The organism is Novosphingobium decolorationis (genome assembly GCF_018417475.1).
In the GTDB taxonomy this organism is placed as follows: domain Bacteria; phylum Pseudomonadota; class Alphaproteobacteria; order Sphingomonadales; family Sphingomonadaceae; genus Novosphingobium; species Novosphingobium decolorationis.
Genome location: NZ_CP054856.1, coordinates 2,089,026 through 2,107,519 on the forward strand (window position 1 = coordinate 2,089,026; position 18,494 = coordinate 2,107,519).

Sequence of the window (18,494 nt, forward strand, 5' to 3'; positions counted from 1 at the left end):
AGACCAGAGCGGGGTACGCCCTCTCCACAATTACTCCGATTATATATCGTATATTTTCCTTGACGCCCCCCGCTGCAATCGTCATCCCACGATCAAGAGACACGAGCCTGGCTGGCATCGGCCGCAAATGAGGACCTGACATGAACCGCGTACTGCGCCCCCTCCCGCTGCTTGCCCTGGCCATCGCCACGGCGGCCCCCACCGTGCTTCCTCTCGCCGCCGTCCAGGCCCAGGACGAGAAGCCCAGGAAGGTCTACCCGCCGATCATCACGACCGAGATGACGACGCAGGACTTCAACCTGGCGCTGCGCGCGGACACCCAGACGCTGGCGAGCCTCGCCCCCAAGGGCGTGAGCGCCTTCGACTTCGTGCCCGCCGGGCGCGAGGCCGAGCGCGCGGCCAACGGCTATGTCCACATCGGCGACCTGCACCTGCGCCTGCGCACCGGCGGCGGGGCCTGGCAGGACTACAACTCCTCGGCCCTGCGCAAGCAGATCACCGCGCTGCGCGGCGGCAAGGACGTGCTGGCCGCCGCCGACATCACCACCTCGATGGGCGAGGGTATCCCGCTCAAGGTCGAGCGCCGCTGGCTCAACGAGGACGGTGTCCTCGCCATGCGCTTCACGCTGGAAAACACGAGCGCCGAGGCGGTCGAGATCGGCGTGTTGGGCATGCCGATGGTCTTCGACAACATCATCCTCGACCGCGACCTTGACGCCGCGCACCAGGAAGCCAGCTTTGTCGATCCCTATATCGGGCGCGATGCGGGCTACCTGCAGGTGACCCGCCTTTCGGGCGAGGGGCCCGCGCTTCTCGTCCTGCCCGAGAAGGGCACCCCGCTCGAAGCCTACAAGCCGATCTACGAGAAGGCCTGGGCCAAGAAGGACGACAACTTCACCGACCTCTCGCCGCGCGGCCAGGTCTCCGAAGGCTTCTACGACTGGACGGTCGCCAGCAAGGGCTTTGCCGAGAAGGAATGGTCCAAGGCATCCCGCCAATGGAACGAGCCGACCAGCATCACCCTCCAGCCGGGCGAGCGCCGCAGCTTTGGCGTCAAGTTCGTGACCGCCCCCAGCATCCGCGCGATCGAGGACACGCTGGTCGCCCACAAGCGCCCGGTCGCGGTCGGCATTCCCGGCTACGTCCTGCCCACCGACCAGAGCGCGAGCCTGTTCCTGAAGGCCCCAAGCAAGGTGACGGGGATCGAGAGCTTCCCCGAAGGCGCCCTGTCGCTCAGCGAAGAGGGCAGCGGCGAAGGCTGGGCGCGCTATCAGGTCAAGGCCAGCGGCTGGGGCCGCGCGCGCCTGACGCTGACCTACGCCGATGGCCAGAAGCAGACGGTGAGCTACTACATCACCAAGCCCATGGAGAAGGTCGTTGCCGACCTTGGCCACTTCACCACGCACCAGCAGTGGTTCGAGGGCAAGGGCGATCCCTTCCACCGCACGCCCGCCATCCTCTCCTACGACCGCGAGGAAAACAGGATCCTCACCCAGGACGGGCGCGTTTGGGTCGCTGGCATGAGCGATGAGGGCGGCGCCGGTTCGTGGGTCGCGGCCGCCATCAAGCAGCTCGACAATCCCGATCCCGAGGAAGTCGCACGCATCGAGCGCCTGGTCGACGAGACCGTGCTCGGCACGCTGCAGATCGACGAGGGCGAGCACAAGGGCGGCGTCAAGAAGAGCATCTTCTACTACGAGCCCGAGGAATTCCCCGACTACTACGATCCGAAGATCGACTGGTCGAGCTGGACGGCGTGGAACAAGGAGCATTCCAACGACCTTGGCCGCACCTACAACTACCCCCACGTCGCGATCGGACACTGGGTGCTCTACCGCCTCGCGCGCGACAGCGAAGGTCTGGTCACGCGCCACGACTGGAAGTTCTACCTCAAGTGGGCCTACGTCACGAGCGTCGCGATGATGCGCGATGCGCCCTACTACGCGCGCTTCGGCCTCATGGAAGGCGATGTCTTCCTCGACATCCTCAAGGACCTCGAGCGTGAGGGCATGAGCGAGGAAGCGGCCAACATGAAGCGGCTGATGACCGAGCGCGCGGACCACTGGCGTTCGCTCAAGTACCCGTTCGGCTCGGAGATGGCCTGGGATTCCACCGGCCAGCCCGAAGTCTACGCCTGGATGGACCACTTCGGCTACGAGCCCCAGGCCGAGGCCACCCGCGAGGTGATCCTGGGCTATGACCCGACGATCCCGAGCTGGGGCTACAACGGCAACGCGCGCCGCTACTGGGACTTCCTCTATGGCGGCAAGGTCAGCCGCATCGAGCGCCAGATCCACCACTACGGTTCGGCCTTGAACGCGGTGCCGCTGTTCACCGCCTACCGCAAGAACCCCAAGGACTTCCACCTCCTGCGCGTCGCCTACGGCGGCATGATGGGCGGCATCACCAACATCGATCAGGAAGGCTTCGGTTCGGCCGCGTTCCACTCCTATCCCGACATGATGCAGTGGGATGCGATCACCGGCGACTACGGCATGGGCTTCTATGGCCATGCCATCACCGCCGCGACCTACCTTGTCGATCATCCCGAGTTCGGCTGGCTGGGCCTTGGCGGCAAGCTGGAGACAAAGGGCGACACCATCCACGTCGTGCCCCAGGACGGCGCGCGCCGCCGCCTCTTTATCGCGCCTGCGGGCCTCTGGATCACGCTGGAGGCGGGCAAGATCGCCTCGGCCGACTACGATACCAAGACCGGCGAAGTGCGCCTGACCCTCGATCCGGCGAGCGCCATCACGCCGCGCGCGCGCCTGCTCTTCGAGACCACCACGAAGGACGGCACGCCCTACGCCAGCGACACCGGCACGCTGGAGCGCGGCGCCTACGCCTTCAACCTGGACAGCGCCCCCAAGGTCGTGACGCTTAGCCCGCGCTAAGTGGTGCGGCACCGGGCGGTCGGCACGCTTTTCCCATCCTTGCCGACCGCCCCGGACCATGACAGGAGAAGGACCCCTCCCCCCCCCCCCCCTTCCCCCAGCTGCAGATGGACAGGACGATGACGACGATGATTGGCGGATCCGACCGCGAGACCGAACTGGCCCGGCTGGGCCGCTGGAGCGACTGGGCGCCCGCCATCAGCCGCGCGGAATACACCGCGCGCATCGAGGCGGCCCGCACGCGCATGATCGACGCTGGCGCGGACGCGATGGTCGTCAATGTCGGCCCGTCGATGCGCTACTTCACCGGCCTCGCCTGGTCCCCGACCGAGCGGCTCGTCGCGCTCGTCATTCCCAGGAGCGGCACCCCGCGCGTGATCTGCCCGGTGTTCGAGCGCGGCTCGCTCGACGCCGAACTCCAGATCGAGGCCGAGTACGTCCTGTGGGAAGAGGAAGAGGACCCGGTCGCCCTGGAATGCCGCGCGCATGGGCCCGCGACCTGCCTGGCGCTCGACCCGCTGCTCTCCTTTGGCCATGCCCGCCGCTTCATGGCGCTGGTCGGCTCCACCCTTGATGCGGGCGCGATCATCGATGCGGGCCGCATGATCAAGTCGCCGCAGGAACTGGCGCTTCTGCAGCAGGCCAAGACAATGACGCTGGAGGTCCACAAGGCCGCCGCGCGCATCCTGGCGCCCGGCATCCGCGCGAGCGAGGTGATCCGCTTCATCGACGATGCGCACCGCACGCTGGGCACTTCGGGCTCGTACTTCTGCGCGGTGCAGTTCGGCCACGCCACCGCCTACCCGCATGGCCTGCCCTACGACCAGGAGCTGGAGGAGAACCAGCTCGTCCTCATCGACACCGGCTGCCGCATCGAGGGCTACCACTCCGACATCACGCGCACTTACGCCTTTGGCAAGGTGAGCGCGCTCGAGGCCGAGACCTGGGAGCTGGAGAAGGCCGCGCAGGCCGCCGCCTTTGCCGCCGTGCGTCCGGGCGTGCCCTGCGAGGAAGTCGACGCGGCCGCGCGCGATGTCCTCACCGCCGCGGGCCTTGGCCCCGACTACACCCTGCCCGGCCTGCCCCACCGCACCGGCCACGGCATTGGCTTGTCCATCCACGAGCCCGCCTACCTCGTGCGCGGGGACACCACGCCTCTGCAACCGGGCATGTGCTTCTCCAACGAACCGATGATCGTCCATCCCGAGCGCTTCGGCGTGCGGCTGGAAGACCATTTCCATGTCACCGAGACGGGCGCGGCCTGGTTCACAGAGCCCCAGACCGCGCTCGAACGCCCCTTCGCCTGAGCGGTACGGCGCCGGTGCGCCGCCGCTCCCGCCACCGGCGCCGCCCCTCTGCGGGCGGCCGCCCCAAGCCTGGAAGATATCGACCTTGCGCCTTTCCTCGTTCCGCCGCCGCGCGCTGAGCGCCCTTGCCCTGACCCTGCCGCTCGTGGGCGGCGCGGCGCTTGCGGGCGCGGCCACGGCCAGCGCGGCGGACATCGTCGCCCCGCCCGCCGACTTGGCGCTCGATCCCTTCTACACCCAGGCTCTCCAGACCGACGGCGTGTGGATCACCAGCTCGTCGAAAGTGAAGCCGAGCACCCTCGTCAAGGCGCGCAATATGGTCCACGCCATGCTCGCCCACCGGCCCGAAATCGCACGCGAACTGGTCCGCCAGGGCTTTCGCATCGCGATCATGGCCGAGGATGAGACCACCATGGACTTGCCTGAGCAGCGCGACTGGGACAAGCCGGCCCGCGACGACATCGTCCTCACGCCGTTTGAGCGGGAGAACTACGACACCGAGATCGCCCCGCTCACGCCCTATGAATACTGGGCCAAGCGCGCGCGCGGCATGGGCGGCCTGCTCACCAGCGGGGCGGAGGAGAACATCCAGGCCGTGCCCGGCACGCGCTATTTCGGCGAGACGATCCTCGTCCACGAGTTCTCGCACGCGATGTACCAGGCCCTCCTCGAGATCGACCCGGCCTTCGATGCGCTGATCCACGCCGCCTATGCCAACGCGCGCCAGCGCGGCACCTGGAAGGACCAGTACATGGAGAACACCATCGACGAGTACTGGGCCGAGGGCACGCAGTTCTGGTTCAACAGCAACTTCCCCGCGCAGATGGGCGACACGCTGGTGCGCACCGATGCCGAGATGGCCGCGCGCGATCCCGCGCTCGCGGTCCTGCTGGAGCAGGTCTACGGGCAGATCCACCGCCTGCCCGACGATCCCTTCTGGATGCACAACGCCAAGGCGAAGCCCAGGACCGCCAAGGCCGATTGAGCCACGGCCACCCGGCCCGGGTGGCACCTGCCCTGACCCAACCGAGGCCTCGCGCGCAAGCGCGGGGCCTTTTTGGTCTGCGCGCGCCGTTTCGACTCGCATCCGGGTTGAACAGCGCCCCAATCTATCCGGTAACCGAACAGCCTTTTGCAACTGAACAAACATTCAAAAAAATGTCACATTCGCGGGAACCTTTCCAGATGGCGGGGTGAGTGTGCCATTTAGGCCGCAAAATGCCTTATCAATTTGCATTTATGGAAATTGAACGGTTGAACAATATCTCGTGAGCGTTATGAGCGCGTCAGCTCCCACCGAGCCCCCGGGTTGCGTAAGCGACGTCTCCGGGCACCACCCGAGCGGAACCGGACGGGCCTCCTCGCGCCGCGCAGCCACCTGCGCCTTCCACGCGCCCCAGGCCCTGGTACCGCGCCTGCGCGTTTGACACGCGCGCTCTTGAAAACGGCGATTCTGCCGCAACGCATGAGGGATACGATGCGCTCAAATGCCTTTCTGAACGCCAGCGCGCTGGCGCTGTCATCCGTGCTGGCGACCCCAGCCCTGGCCGCGAACGACGCGAGCCCCGCCACCGATGCCGCCACCTCCGCCGCGGCGCCCGCCGCCGCCGGTTCGGCCCGCAACGAGATCGTCGTCATCGGCACCGGCCAGACCCGCCAGGTCCAGAGCCTCACCGCCGAGGACATCGCCATCGCCACGCCCGGCACCAGCCCGCTTGCCGTTCTCAGCAAGCTGCCGAGCGTCAACTTCCAGTCGGCCTCGCCGCTGGGCACCAACGAATGGACGACCCGCATCTCGGTGCGCGGCTTCACGCAGAACCAGCTGGGCTTCACGCTCGACGGCGTGCCGCTGGGCGACATGAGCTATTCCAACTTCAATGGCCTGCACATCAGCCGCGCGATCACCTCGGACAACATCGGCATGACCGAGCTGTCGCAGGGTGCGGGCGCGCTCTCGACGGCCTCGAGCTCGAACCTGGGCGGCACGATCGCCTTTGAAAGCCTCGATCCCAGCTACGACATGGGCCTCACCACCTCGGCCACGTTCGGCAGCAACGATGCCTGGCGCGTGTTCGCCCGCTTCGAGACCGGCGACCTTGGCGGCGGCGTGCGCGCCTACGTTTCGGGCACCTACTCGGACACGCCCAAGTGGAAGGGCAAGGGCTCGCAGGAGCTGTGGCAGATCAACTCCAAGCTGGTCGCGCCGATGGGCGACCGCGGCGAGCTCAAGATCTTCGCCAACTACTCCGAGATGGCCGACGCCGACTACGCCGACCTCACGCCCGACATCCTGGATCGCCACGGCTACGACTGGGACTACCTGCGCTATGACTTCGAGACCGCGCAGGACATCGCCACCAACCTCCAGAACGGCGTCTACACCGACGACTACGAGGGCTACGGCACGCTGACGGGCGATGATGCCTATTACGACGGCTATGGCCTGCGCAAGGACCTGCTGATCGGCATGAGCGTCGACTACGACCTCACCGACGAACTGCACGTGCGCGTCTCGCCCTACTACCACAACAACCGTGGTATCGGCACCTGGTGGACGCCCTATGTCCCGACCCCGGGCGGCTCGAGCCTCTCGGTGCGCGGCACGGAATACTTCATCAACCGCATGGGCGTGACCGGCAGCCTGTCGTACGACCTGTTCCGCGGCAACCAGATCGAAGTGGGCGGCTGGTACGAGATCAACGACTACGACACCGCGCGCGACTACTTCGGCCTCGACGATGCGCCGACCTCGAGCATCTCGCACCACGAGTTCCCCAAGAACCCGTTCGCGTACGACTACTTCTACAAGTTCGACATCAACACCTACCAGTACTACGTGCAGGACACCTGGGAGCTGACCGACAGCCTCAAGGTTTCGGGCGGCTGGAAGGGCATCCAGGTCGACATCGACGCCAGCAACGACCCCTCGCGCACCAGCGCCAGCTGGGCGACGCAGGGCTCGCTTACGGCCAAGGACATGTTCCTGCCCCAGGTCGGCGTGAACTACCGTCCGATCTACGAAGTCGAACTGTTCGGCAGCTACGCCGAGAACATGCGCGCCTTCACGACGACGCCGTTCATCACCTCGCCCGACCAGTTCGCCGCGATCCGCGAGCAGGGCCTGAAGCCGGAAACGTCCAAGACCTTCGAGGGCGGCCTGCGCTTCCACCTGCCCAAGTTCGAGGCTTCGGTCGTGGGCTACCACGTGAAGTTCGACAACCGCCTCTTCTCGGTCTCGCCCTGCTCGGCGATCGAGAGCTGCCCGTCGGTCCTCAACAACGTCGGCTCGGTCACGACCAAGGGCGTCGAAGTCACCGGCCAGTACCGCGTGACCCCCGCGCTCTCGCTCTACGCGGCCTATGCCTACACCGATGCGTCCTATGACGATGACGTGCTGAACGGCGCAGGCGAGCTGGTTGCGGCCTCGGGCGGCAAGTCGGTCGTCGACCAGCCCGAGCACCTCATCAACGGCGAGATCTCGTACGACGATGGCACCTTCATCGGCCGTGCGCACGTCAACTACCAGTCCAAGCGCTACGCCACCTACGAGAACGACCTCTCGTTCAAGGGCCGCGCGCTGGTCGACCTGACCGTGGGCTACCGCATCAACTCGGACGATGCGCTCGATGGCACCGAGATCCAGCTCAACGTCACCAACGTGACCGACGAGAAGTACGTCTCCACCATCGGCCAGTCGGGCGGCTACCAGGCCAGCTACGCCCCGGGCGACTGGCAGTACTTCATGGTCGGCGCGCCGCGCCAGTGGTTCGTGACGCTCAAGAAGGCGTTCTGATCTGCAGACCGGCCCGACAACGGCACACAAGGAAGGGGGCGACCGCAAGGTCCGCCCCCTTCTTTTTGCCTCCACCAACAGGCTGCAAGCGAAGACCACACGTCCGCTTCGCGCCCTTGTCGGCCGCTCCATGCCTGGTCCGGTGCGCCAAGGAGCCGACGGTCCGGTGTCGCATGTGTTCCGATTGACCGCCAATTGGAATGGGCGTGCCCAGCTACGATTAGGTTTCAGGCGCTAATATCGACGGCACCCAAACGTCAAACTTTGCATTCGAAATTTCTAAGCACTAACCATGAAGCGACCAGAGTCATTCGTAGGCGGACCGGTGGTGCGAGAACTGAACGAAGGCGGGGGCGAAGAAGCGATCGGCCCCTCTCTTGAAGCTCTTGAATCGAGCGCGCGCGCTTCAAGAGATCCGCAGAAAAATAGTGGCCCTGATATCACCCGTTTAACGTGCGCGGAGATCCAAGTCTTAGCAATGCTTGCAGATGGCCACACGGCTAAAAGCATTGCTGCCGATCAAGGTCTGACGGTGTACGCCGTCAACGAGCGCCTTAGGTCCGCTCGACGCAAGACTGGGATTTCAAGCAGCCGCGAATTAGCCCGCGAGGTCGACCTACAAAAAAATCGTCACACGGAAATAGAGGTTCGCACTCCAGACAATTTTTCATCTTCTTCTCCACGGCAGTCCCGCCCGAGGAGCATTATTATGGCAATTTCCGTCCTAACAGCGATGTCCGTGGGTGCGCTGGCTTTGATGTATGACCAGGCAGAAACGTCGAATCAACCGGCTGAACCGACCTACGTCGACCCCTTGCTGGGTAGTTTAGTTGAGAAGCAGGCGGATCTCCCTGAGCTTCATCAGAGCGTACGGAGGGAAGGTCGTGATGAAAGGTGGGCGACGGCTTCTGAAGAAACGCTGCGCTCCAGCTATTCCAAAATCCCTGACCTTTTCGCGAATGGAAACACGGTCCGAGTTATTTGCGGCGCGACGTTATGCGAGGTCGCTGCTCAACTGCCGAAAGGCCTCACCGACCAGGAAATGAACCTTCTTGTCGAAGATCTCCAGTCTAGTTTGCTATATGATAACTTTGCCAAAAAAGGGCTGAAACCTCTAAAAGTAGGGTTTGGTCAGTCTTTCGTAGCCTATTTTGAACGCAAGACTGGTTGAGAGCCCCGGGCGAGCCATCAGCGTGTTGTCTGATGACGCGAAAGAGAGATCAACCTCACAAGGCTACGCGGCGTTAAGCGGTCAGGGGTTTTCTATGGCGCGCGTGTAGTTAGCCTGAAATGCGCCTGAGTTGGCAGTTCAAAGGCCGATTTGACGCGCTTGGATGCTGTCAATCCGCTCATGCTCAGGCACGCCGCTCTTGCCTGAGCATGAGCGGCAGCTATCCCCACCACCCAGCTCCAATCCAGACATTCCGCAACCGGCCCAGAGGAGACGAGGCCCTCGCTTGTAGAGGAGCATGGAAGGGCACGACTTCGCTCGACAGTTTGGGGAGCCCGAGGGCGATGGCCCTCGGATTCCATGTCTTTCCGACTTCCCTGGGGCCGGGTCCGCAGGGAGAAGCCGCAGGTGTTCGTCCGTGCGCGGTGCGATAGGGTTTTCCTACACCCGGGCGCCTGCGCTATGGTGGGGTCAGGCTATCGCGTCGGTGGGTACGGGTAAGGAGAGAGGTGCGTGTCGGCACGACATGGCAGGTCGGGATTGCGGGGCGCAGGCGGGTAATTTTGCAGGGGATGACAGGTGACACCACTTTCCCTCTGGACCGTGTCAACTGTGTCAACTTCGGTGTCACCTTGAGGCCTGGTCCGGCTTCAGGGTCAGGACCTGGGGGGCGTGGTTCCAGCGGGTGAGCGCCGCCACCAGGTCGGCCGCCTGCATCGAGAGGGTCGCGGTGTTGCGCAAGGGGTGGATGTTGATCGTTCCATCAGGCGCGAAGGCGGCATCGAGGACCACCTGCACACGGCCCTCGGTGTCGTTGAAGGCGGCAAGCGGGGTGACCGAGCCGGGAACGACGCCCAGGAACGCCACCATGTCCTCGGCCTTGCCGAACGAGAGGCGCGGCGCGCCGAGGCGGCTGGCCATGAACTTCAGGTCCGCGCGCTCCTCGGCGGGCATCGTCACCAGCCAGAACCGGCCGCGCCGGTCGGTCAGGAACAGGTTCTTGGTGTGTGCGCCCGCGATGTGGTCCTTGACCGCCGCGCTCTCGGCCACCGTTGCGGTCGCCTCGTGTTCGAAGACGCGAAACGCCGTGCCCGCGCTGTGAAGATCGGCCAGCAGCGCGGCCTCGCGTTCGAGTGCATGTCCCGTCATGGGCGCAGCGCCTATCGTGCTTCAGGGGCGCGGCGCAAGCTCCTCCTGGCGCAGGTGCAGCCAGTTGATGTCCGCATCGACACGCTGGCCGCTCTCGCTCTGCGCCTTGGCACGCGCGGCCTTCGCCTCTTCCAGCGCGGCGGTCTTGGCCGCGCTGCGATCGATCCAGAGACGAAGGCCCGAAGCCTCGAACAGCATGGCGCGGTCGCTCGGACTGTCTCCGGCGACGAGCAGCGGCCGGTTCACCGCGTCAATATAGATGCGAATGCCCGCGACCTTGCCCTCGTACCAGGTGTTGGGCGCCCAGAGGGTGGAGGTCATCTCCATGCCCATGTGCTTTTCGGCCGGGTAGTCCGCATCGAGGAAGTGCCCCCTGGCGACCTGGCTGCGCGCGGTGGTGAGCGCGCCGCTTTCGGGATCGCGCAGTACCATCGTCACCCCAACGATATCCTGCGGTGCAAGGTTCAGGCCGTAAAGCGGATCAGAGAGCACCATGCGCGCCAGCTCCTCCGAGGCCGCTGTCACGACATAGACATGAACACCGCGCGCGCGCAGTTCGTCCAGCAGTTCGCGCTGCGCCTCGAAGATATGTGGCCTCTCGACCGCGCCCGAGACGACCTTGCCGTTCTCTTCGTAGCGCACCGGGATGGGCGCGGTACGCGCCATCAGCGCGTCGACCTCCCCCTTCAGCTCCCTCAGCGTGTGCCCGGAGAAGACCTGCGCGATCCACGGGTAGCACAAGTTGTCATCGATCGCACACAGGCGCAGGTAATAGCCGTAGAGCGTCTCGCCCTTGTGAAAGGGAATAGGCTTCAGCGAGGGATCGAGCGTCTCGGGCGAGAGCTTGCCGCGCGCTTCCATGAAGGGGAGGAGCGATTCCTCCAGGTCGTTCTGCCAGATCGTGTTGTCGGCATCGAAGACCGCGAAGGAACCTTCGGGCGCATCGGCAAGGACGCTTTCGATCGTCGCGCGCGCCTCGTCGGGCCAATGCGCGAGCGGCTCGTTCGCGGCGCTGGCGGTCGCCGTCAGTGCCGCCACCGCGCCGAGAAACCCTGAAAGGAGACGCACCTTCATGCCACCGCGCCCTGCTCGAAGGCCGGGTCGGAACGGCTCGCCTTGCCGGTCTCGACGTGGCCTGCGAAGCGACGGCGGCGGGGCGAGCCCTGCTGCGTCACCACCAGATCGTACCAATGGTCGCTGGACGCAACCGACACCGGCACCCGCTGCTCCTGGCCCGGGGCCACGGTCACGCTCTGCTCGGCCAACTCGCCATAAGTCGGAGCGGCAATGGTGAAGGTCTCCGGCGCCTGCCCCGGATTACGGATCACGAGGTGGACGGTATCGCGCGCGCGCTCGTCCAGCGTCACGACCGGGGCCGTAACGCCCTCGTCCGCGGCCTCGCCCGCCAGTTCGCGCAGCCAGCCGTTGGGGCCGAAGACGGCCAGATCATAGGCACCGGTGCGCGGCAGGCCGGGCAGGCTCGCCGCGATCTGCTTGCCCGGCTCGACGGTATAGCTCCAGGGCCCGAGTTCGGCGCTGCCCCTGGCGTAGACCTGGTAGACGACGCCGCGTGTGCCCGGGTTGGCGAAAGTCAGTTCCAGGCCATCCTCGGCGCCCCGTGCGCTCGCCTCCATGCGGTAGGGCAAGGGGCGGGTCGGACGGCGCCCCGGTTCCTGCGCCGGAAGCGCCTGTGCTTCGGGCACCTCGGGCAAGGGAAGCTGCGCGACCGACATGATCTTCTGCAGATAATCGTCGGTGGCTGGCAGCGCGTGGAGCGCCGAGCCATCGGGATCGGCGAAGTCGAACAGGCTGGTAAGATCACCCGTCACCTGGCGGCGCCAGGGCGTGATGTTGGGCTCCATCACTCCGAAGCGCCTCTCTAGGAAGCGGATCACCGAGGTGTGGTCGTGGACTTCCGAATTGACCCAGCCCCCGCGCGACCAGGGCGAGACCACGATCAGCGGCACGCGCATACCCAGGCCCACCGCGTTGTCTTCGTAAACTTCGCCGCGCGTATCGACCGTGCTCGCACCCTCGATTCCGGCGACCGCCGGAACGGGCCCGGGCATGTGGTCGAAGAAGCCGTCGTTCTCATCGTAGTTGATGATGAGCGCGGTCTTGGACCAGACCTCGGGATTGGCGACCAGCGCGTCGAGGATGCGCGAGACCATGTCCTCACCAAAGGCGGGCGGCGCCTCGGGATGTTCGCAGAACTTGGTGGGCGTCACCACCCAGGAGACCTGCGGCAGGCGGTCGGCCTCGACGTCCGCGCGGATTGCATCGACAAGGTGCTGGCCGGTGCTGTCGGCGGCGTTCTCGGCGGTCGAGCCGGGCACGATGGCGCGGCCCCGGCGGTAGAGGTCGCTCTTGGTGTCGAGGCCACGGAACTGCTCGAAATAGGCCAGCGAATTGCAGCCGAAGTTGTCGTATTCCTGATAGACCTTCCAGTCGACACCGGCCTCCTGCAGGCGCTCGGCGTAGGTCGTCCAGCGTGCGACCTGGTCGAAATCGGCCTTGTCGCGCGCCATGTCGCCGGTCCAGTTGGCATCGTCCTCGTTGTGGACGGCCTGACGGCGCATGTCCCCCACGGCCATGCCGCTGGTCCCGGTGAACAGGTACATGCGGTTGGGGTTGGTCGGCCCGTGGAGCGAGCAGTAATAGGCATCGCACACGGTGAAGGCGTCGGCGAGCGCGTGGTAGAAGGGCACGTCTTCGCGTGTGAAGTAGCCCATCGTCATCGCGCCCTTGCGGCGGATCCAGCTGGCGTAGTCGGCCCACTCGGCCGAGGTCTGCCCACCCTCACCCTTCCAGCTGTGGTCAAGGCTCTTGAGAAGCTGGCCGCTCGTCGTCTGCCCGTTCATGCGGAAGGGCAGGATCTCGCCCCCCTCGGGGCGCGGCTGGTGGAAGACCGACGTGCCCGAGCGCAGCGGCATCGGACGCGGATCGGCAAAGCCACGCACACCGGGCAGCGTGCCGAAGTAGTGATCGAACGAGCGGTTCTCCTGCATCAGGATCACCACGTGCTCGACATCCTTGAGCGTTGCGGCGGTTGGCAGGCTGCGCCAGCGCCTTGGCGATCGGCGCGGGCACGGATCCGGCCGCACTTGCCGCGGCAAGGCGCTGGAGGAACAGGCGACGATCGATCATGGGCATTCTCCGGTGTGCATGACCGGCTGAATAGCCATTCACCCGCCCTTCCTCAAGGGCAAGCCCCACAATTCCTGGATTTCAGGGCACCTTTCGGGTTGTGAGAAGAACCAGGAGCGCCCGTCAATTGAATAATTGTTCAAATAAGCACCCTGCCACCCATAATCGAGTAGGGGGGCGCCTCACGGCGCCCCCCTCTCACACCACCGGACGTACGTACTGCGTATCACGGCGGTTTCCGGTACGGTTTAAGGCGGCATGTTGGAGAGCGAGGCTTGAGAGACCTGCCTGATCGAACCATGCGTTGGGCATGCCGTGGGCGGCCTGAGGGCTGCCCGACAGGCGCCACCAGCCCTTTCCCGAGAGCGCGAAGATCCAAGCCTGCCATTCTGGGACGCCGTTTTCCCTTAAGAAAGTGGCGATCGTCATGGTGCGCTTGCACTGTTTGAGCCGGACGCAGCGAAGCTTGCGCCGGAGCCAGCTGTCGATCTCGCGCAAAACCGTCTGAGCCCGGGCGTGTCGGTAGTAGGTGACCCACCCTGTAGTGAAGGCATTGGTCTGTGCGATCATCGCCGCGAGGCTGATGCCTCGGTTGCGGCGCGTAATCGCCCTGAGCCGCTCCTTCAGCCGCGTGAGACTTTTGTTCGCTATGCTCAAAAAGCCTCCCGCTGTCAGACGGTGGCCGAGGAAGGTACGTTCCCGGACGTGTGCAACCGCGCTCTTGGCCTGATTGACGCGGAGTCGGAGCTTGCCTTCCAGCAAGGCGGTAACCGAAGCCATGACGCGCTCCCCCGCTGCCTGTGACCGTACATAGATGTTACAGTCGTCGGCGTAGCGGCAGAACCGGTGGCCCCGGCGTTCGAGCTCCTTGTCGAGGTCATCCAGAATGAGGTTAGCGATCAGCGGCGAGAGAGGGCCGCCTTGCGGGGTCCCCTCCTGCCGTTCGACGTGCACACCACCCGACAGCATCCCGGCCTGTAGAAACCGGCGGATGATGACGAGCAGGCGTGGGTCGGCGATGTGCCGGGCCAGACGGGCCATGACGATGTCGTGGTTCACCCGATCAAAGAATTTCTCCAGGTCGAGGTCTACGACGATCGCATAGCCGTCCCGCACATAGTCCCGGGCCTGACGCAGCGCATCGTGTGCGCCGCGTCCGGGGCGGAACGGCTTTGTTGCATAAATAGATCCAAGGCAGCAGTTAGCCTTTGAAGGCATCGATCACCCGACACGCTGAGTTTGGGGCCTTCCGAGTGCGGTGAAGCGGTTGAGGATGGCGGCGCGGATTTGCATTTCGGCGACCTGGCGATCGAAGTCGCGTGCCATGATGCGTTCGCCCAGGAGTTTGAAGCAATGCATTTTGGTTTCGACCAAGCTGCGCTGGTGATAGCCGCTCCATCGTTTCCAGATTGTCCTGCCAAACCGCTGACTTGAGCGAACGATTTCGTTGCGGGCCGCGACGCCCGGCGTACTCTCCGGCCAGGCTTGCGCATTACTGCGGGCAGGGATGATCGCACAGGCATCGCGTGCGGCAATGGCTTCGTGACAGGCCCTGGTGTCAAAAGCGCCATCGGCGCTGACGCTCGCGATAGCTTGATCGTATGGGATCTGGTCCAGCAGTTCGGGCAGCACGGGGGCATCGCCAACCCGGCTTCCCGTCACTTCGATAGCGCGGATATCCAACGATCCGAGGTCCACACCCAAGTGAACCTTTCGCCACTGGCGACGTTTGGACGGGCCATGTTTGCGCCTGCACCATTCCCCGTCTCCAACGGCCTTGATGCCCGTGCTGTCAATCAGCAGGTGCAACGGTCCGGAACTGGGCTGGCAGGGGATCTCGACAAGCAGGGTCTTCTGCCTTCGGCTCAGCGTGCTGAAATCCGGCACCGGCCAATCGAGCCCGGCCATCTCGAGAAGGCTGGCGACCATGCCGGTGGTCTGGCGCAAGGGCAGCTTGAACACGCCCTTCAGCGTCAGGCAGGCCTGGATCGCGACATCCGAGAACACCGGCTGACGCCCGCGCTTGCCGGTCGGAGTGGATAGCCACTCCATCTCGGGGTCAAACCAGACCTGAAGCGAACCTCTCTGCGCCAGCGCTGCGTTGTAGGACTTCCAATTCGTCGTGCGGTAACGGGCGCGGGGCGGTCTGCTCATCGCCGCCTCCTAACCAACTGGATTCACCAACGGAATCCCTTGGGCATTTGCGCAACAAAGCCGGGCGGAACCCAAAACTCGATGCCGAGAATGTCGGATCAAGGACGGGATCCAGGACTTGCAGTATCGCCTGTTGTACCAGCCGGTCGACAGCCGTCGGAATGCCCAGCTGGCGCACTCCTTTCCCGCCGGGTTTGGGAATTTCAACTCCGCGCACCAGGCTTGGACGGTAAGTACCGTCGAGTAACGAGGCGATCAGCCTCTCACGGTTTCCTGCAATCCAGTCACGCAGGTCGGGGACGGTCATCCCGTCCACGCCCGGCGCCCCCTTGTTCGCTTTCACCCGCTTGTAGGCTTGGTTCAGGTTGGCCGAGCTGGCCACCTCCTCCATCACGTAACGCGTCAAGGCGAGGGGCTCGGCCCATGCCGTGGGTGATTGCCGCTCCTCGATCGTCCCAGCGCCAGTTCCGCCTTTGCCGGTGACGTCGTGGCCAAGCGATGCCTTCAGGGCTTCATCGAAGAAGTCCTGCTGCTTCCCGCTACCTTGCTGCCGCTCCACACCCATCGAATGTGCCCAGTCTTGCTCCTTGGGTACCGAATTTGGTCCTTCGCCGGCTTGCGCCCGCTACTATGACCGCTGCTGACTTCTCCGGGCCCATCCAGCAACATCACTGCCGCTGTTCTCCGGATCGTCCGGAGAGGCCAGGAGATCTCCCGGGGTAAGACGTTGATCCTTCACTCGGTCGCTGCCGGATTTACCAATGCGCGCGTCTGTCTGGCTATCGGACATCCCCATCCATTGCTGGGTTATCCCGCCGCACCGGCCTTCTATCCGATTCCTGTTCGTCAGCTCCGAGCTTTGCCTCCGGCTTCCTCCCCACCCCGCCTCGCGGCGACGCAGTTGCCTTCAGCTAGCAGTTCCCACCAGCAGGCCTGCAAAGGACTTACACCTCCTGCATCAACGCCGTGCCCGGCACACAATCGAGTAGGGGGGCGCCTCACGGCGCCCCCCTCTCACACCACCGGACGTACGTACTGCGTATCACGGCGGTTTCCGGTACGGTTTAAGGCGGCATGTTGGAGAGCGAGGCTTGAGAGACCTGCCTGATCGAACCATGCGTTGGGCATGCCGTGGGCGGCCTGAGGGCTGCCCGACAGGCGCCACCAGCCCTTTCCCGAGAGCGCGAAGATCCAAGCCTGCCATTCTGGGACGCCGTTTTCCTAAGAAAGTGGCGATCGTCATGGTGCGCTTGCACTGTTTGAGCCGGACGCAGCGAAGCTTGCGCCGGAGCCAGCTGTCGATCTCGCGCAAAACCGTCTGAGCCCGGGCGTGTCGGTAGTAGGTGACCCACCCTGTAGTGAAGGCATTGGTCTGTGCGATCATCGCCGCGAGGCTGATGCCTCGGTTGCGGCGCGTAATCGCCCTGAGCCGCTCCTTCAGCCGCGTGAGACTTTTGTTCGCTATGCTCAAAAAGCCTCCCGCTGTCAGACGGTGGCCGAGGAAGGTACGTTCCCGGACGTGTGCAACCGCGCTCTTGGCCTGATTGACGCGGAGTCGGAGCTTGCCTTCCAGCAAGGCGGTAACCGAAGCCATGACGCGCTCCCCCGCTGCCTGTGACCGTACATAGATGTTACAGTCGTCGGCGTAGCGGCAGAACCGGTGGCCCCGGCGTTCGAGCTCCTTGTCGAGGTCATCCAGAATGAGGTTAGCGATCAGCGGCGAGAGAGGGCCGCCTTGCGGGGTCCTCCTGCCGTTCGACGTGCACACCACCCGACAGCATCCCGGCCTGTAGAAACCGGCGGATGATGACGAGCAGGCGTGGGTCGGCGATGTGCCGGGCCAGACGGGCCATGACGATGTCGTGGTTCACCCGATCAAAGAATTTCTCCAGGTCGAGGTCTACGACGATCGCATAGCCGTCCCGCACATAGTCCCGGGCCTGACGCAGCGCATCGTGTGCGCCGCGTCCGGGGCGGAACCCAAAACTCGATGCCGAGAATGTCGGATCAAGGACGGGATCCAGGACTTGCAGTATCGCCTGTTGTACCAGCCGGTCGACAGCCGTCGGAATGCCCAGCTGGCGCACCTTTCCCGCCGGGTTTGGGAATTTCAACCCGCGCACCGTGCTTGGACGGTAAGTACCGTCGAGTAACGAGGCGATCAGCCTCTCACGGTTTCCTGCAATCCAGTCACGCAGGTCGGGGACGGTCATCCCGTCCACGCCCGGCGCCCCCTTGTTCGCTTTCACCCGCTTGTAGGCTTGGTTCAGGTTGGCCGAGCTGGCCACCTCCTCCATCACGTAACGCGTCAAGGCGAGGGGCTCGGCCCATGCCGTGGGTGATTGCCGCTCCTCGATCGTCCCAGCGCCAGTTCCGCCTTTGCCGGTGACGTCGTGGCCAAGCGATGCCTTCAGGGCTTCATCGAAGAAGTCCTGCTGCTTCCCGCTACCTTGCTGCCGCTCCACACCCATCGAATGTGCCCAGTCTTGCTCCTTGGGTACCGAATTTGGTCCTTCGCCGGCTTGCGCCCGCTACTATGACCGCTGCTGACTTCTCCGGGCCCATCCAGCAACATCACTGCCGCTGTTCTCCGGATCGTCCGGAGAGGCCAGGAGATCTCCCGGGGTAAGACGTTGATCCTTCACTCGGTCGCTGCCGGATTTACCAATGCGCGCGTCTGTCTGGCTATCGGACATCCCCATCCATTGCTGGGTTATCCCGCCGCACCGGCCTTCTATCCGATTCCTGTTCGTCAGCTCCGAGCTTTGCCTCCGGCTTCCTCCCCACCCCGCCTCGCGGCGACGCAGTTGCCTTCAGCTAGCAGTTCCCACCAGCAGGCCTGCAAAGGACTTACACCTCCTGCATCAACGCCGTGCCCG

The 18,494-nt window shown here is 64.7% G+C and carries 12 protein-coding genes and 1 pseudogene; 5 read left to right on the forward strand and 8 right to left on the reverse strand.

The annotated features are described in order from the left end of the window. Window positions 1-140 precede the first annotated feature (140 nt). The 5 genes from HT578_RS09615 (at window position 141) to HT578_RS09635 (ending at window position 9,165) form a co-directional block, all read left to right on the forward strand. Entirely contained in the window at window positions 141-2,894 is a 2,754-nt protein-coding gene (locus HT578_RS09615; RefSeq protein WP_213503764.1) for a DUF5695 domain-containing protein, read from the forward strand. A 119-nt stretch (window positions 2,895-3,013) separates the two neighbouring features. After that, window positions 3,014-4,201, forward strand: coding sequence for a M24 family metallopeptidase (locus tag HT578_RS09620; protein ID WP_213503765.1), 1,188 nt, complete (start codon window positions 3,014-3,016; stop codon window positions 4,199-4,201). Window positions 4,202-4,286: 85 nt separating this feature from the next. Further along, window positions 4,287-5,186: a glycoside hydrolase gene (locus HT578_RS09625; RefSeq protein WP_213503766.1), complete on the forward strand. Its 900-nt coding sequence runs from the start codon at window positions 4,287-4,289 to the stop codon at window positions 5,184-5,186. Window positions 5,187-5,678: 492 nt separating this feature from the next. Next, window positions 5,679-7,994, forward strand: coding sequence for a TonB-dependent receptor (locus tag HT578_RS09630; RefSeq protein ID WP_213503767.1), 2,316 nt, complete (start codon window positions 5,679-5,681; stop codon window positions 7,992-7,994). 292 nt (window positions 7,995-8,286) lie between these two features. Further along, complete coding sequence (locus HT578_RS09635; RefSeq protein WP_213503768.1) at window positions 8,287-9,165, forward strand: helix-turn-helix transcriptional regulator; 879 nt, start codon at window positions 8,287-8,289, stop codon at window positions 9,163-9,165. Window positions 9,166-9,792: 627 nt separating this feature from the next. Here HT578_RS09635 and HT578_RS09640 read toward each other — a convergent pair. From HT578_RS09640 to HT578_RS09675, 8 genes and pseudogenes are all read right to left on the reverse strand, one after another. Continuing rightward, window positions 9,793-10,314, reverse strand: coding sequence for a prolyl-tRNA synthetase associated domain-containing protein (locus tag HT578_RS09640; protein ID WP_213503769.1), 522 nt, complete (start codon window positions 10,312-10,314; stop codon window positions 9,793-9,795). A gap of 21 nt (window positions 10,315-10,335) precedes the next feature. After that, complete coding sequence (locus HT578_RS09645; RefSeq protein WP_213503770.1) at window positions 10,336-11,388, reverse strand: HAD family hydrolase; 1,053 nt, start codon at window positions 11,386-11,388, stop codon at window positions 10,336-10,338. After that, the gene (locus HT578_RS09650) at window positions 11,385-13,418 is read right to left on the reverse strand and encodes a phosphocholine-specific phospholipase C (protein WP_277884195.1); all 2,034 of its coding nucleotides are present in this window, start codon (window positions 13,416-13,418) and stop codon (window positions 11,385-11,387) included. Before HT578_RS09650 ends, HT578_RS09645 begins: the two co-directional genes overlap by 4 nt. A 241-nt stretch (window positions 13,419-13,659) precedes the next feature. Next, a complete protein-coding gene (locus HT578_RS09655) occupies window positions 13,660-14,679 on the reverse strand; it encodes a reverse transcriptase domain-containing protein (protein ID WP_213503772.1) in 1,020 nt (339 codons plus the stop codon). A 3-nt stretch (window positions 14,680-14,682) separates the two neighbouring features. Next, window positions 14,683-15,615, reverse strand: a complete 933-nt coding sequence (locus HT578_RS09660; RefSeq protein ID WP_213500911.1) for an IS5-like element ISNov2 family transposase — start codon at window positions 15,613-15,615, stop codon at window positions 14,683-14,685. Continuing rightward, the gene (locus HT578_RS09665; protein ID WP_213503774.1) at window positions 15,521-16,180 is read right to left on the reverse strand and encodes a reverse transcriptase family protein; all 660 of its coding nucleotides are present in this window, start codon (window positions 16,178-16,180) and stop codon (window positions 15,521-15,523) included. The genes HT578_RS09660 and HT578_RS09665 overlap by 95 nt, the downstream gene beginning before the upstream one ends. A 690-nt stretch (window positions 16,181-16,870) precedes the next feature. Further along, window positions 16,871-17,386: pseudogene (locus HT578_RS22575) on the reverse strand (reverse transcriptase domain-containing protein); the annotation flags it as partial. After that, on the reverse strand, window positions 17,322-18,086 hold the full coding sequence (locus HT578_RS09675; RefSeq protein WP_213503777.1) for a reverse transcriptase domain-containing protein: 765 nt from the start codon (window positions 18,084-18,086) through the stop codon (window positions 17,322-17,324). The gene HT578_RS09675 and the pseudogene HT578_RS22575, both read right to left, overlap by 65 nt. Between the last annotated feature and the right edge of the window lie 408 nt (window positions 18,087-18,494).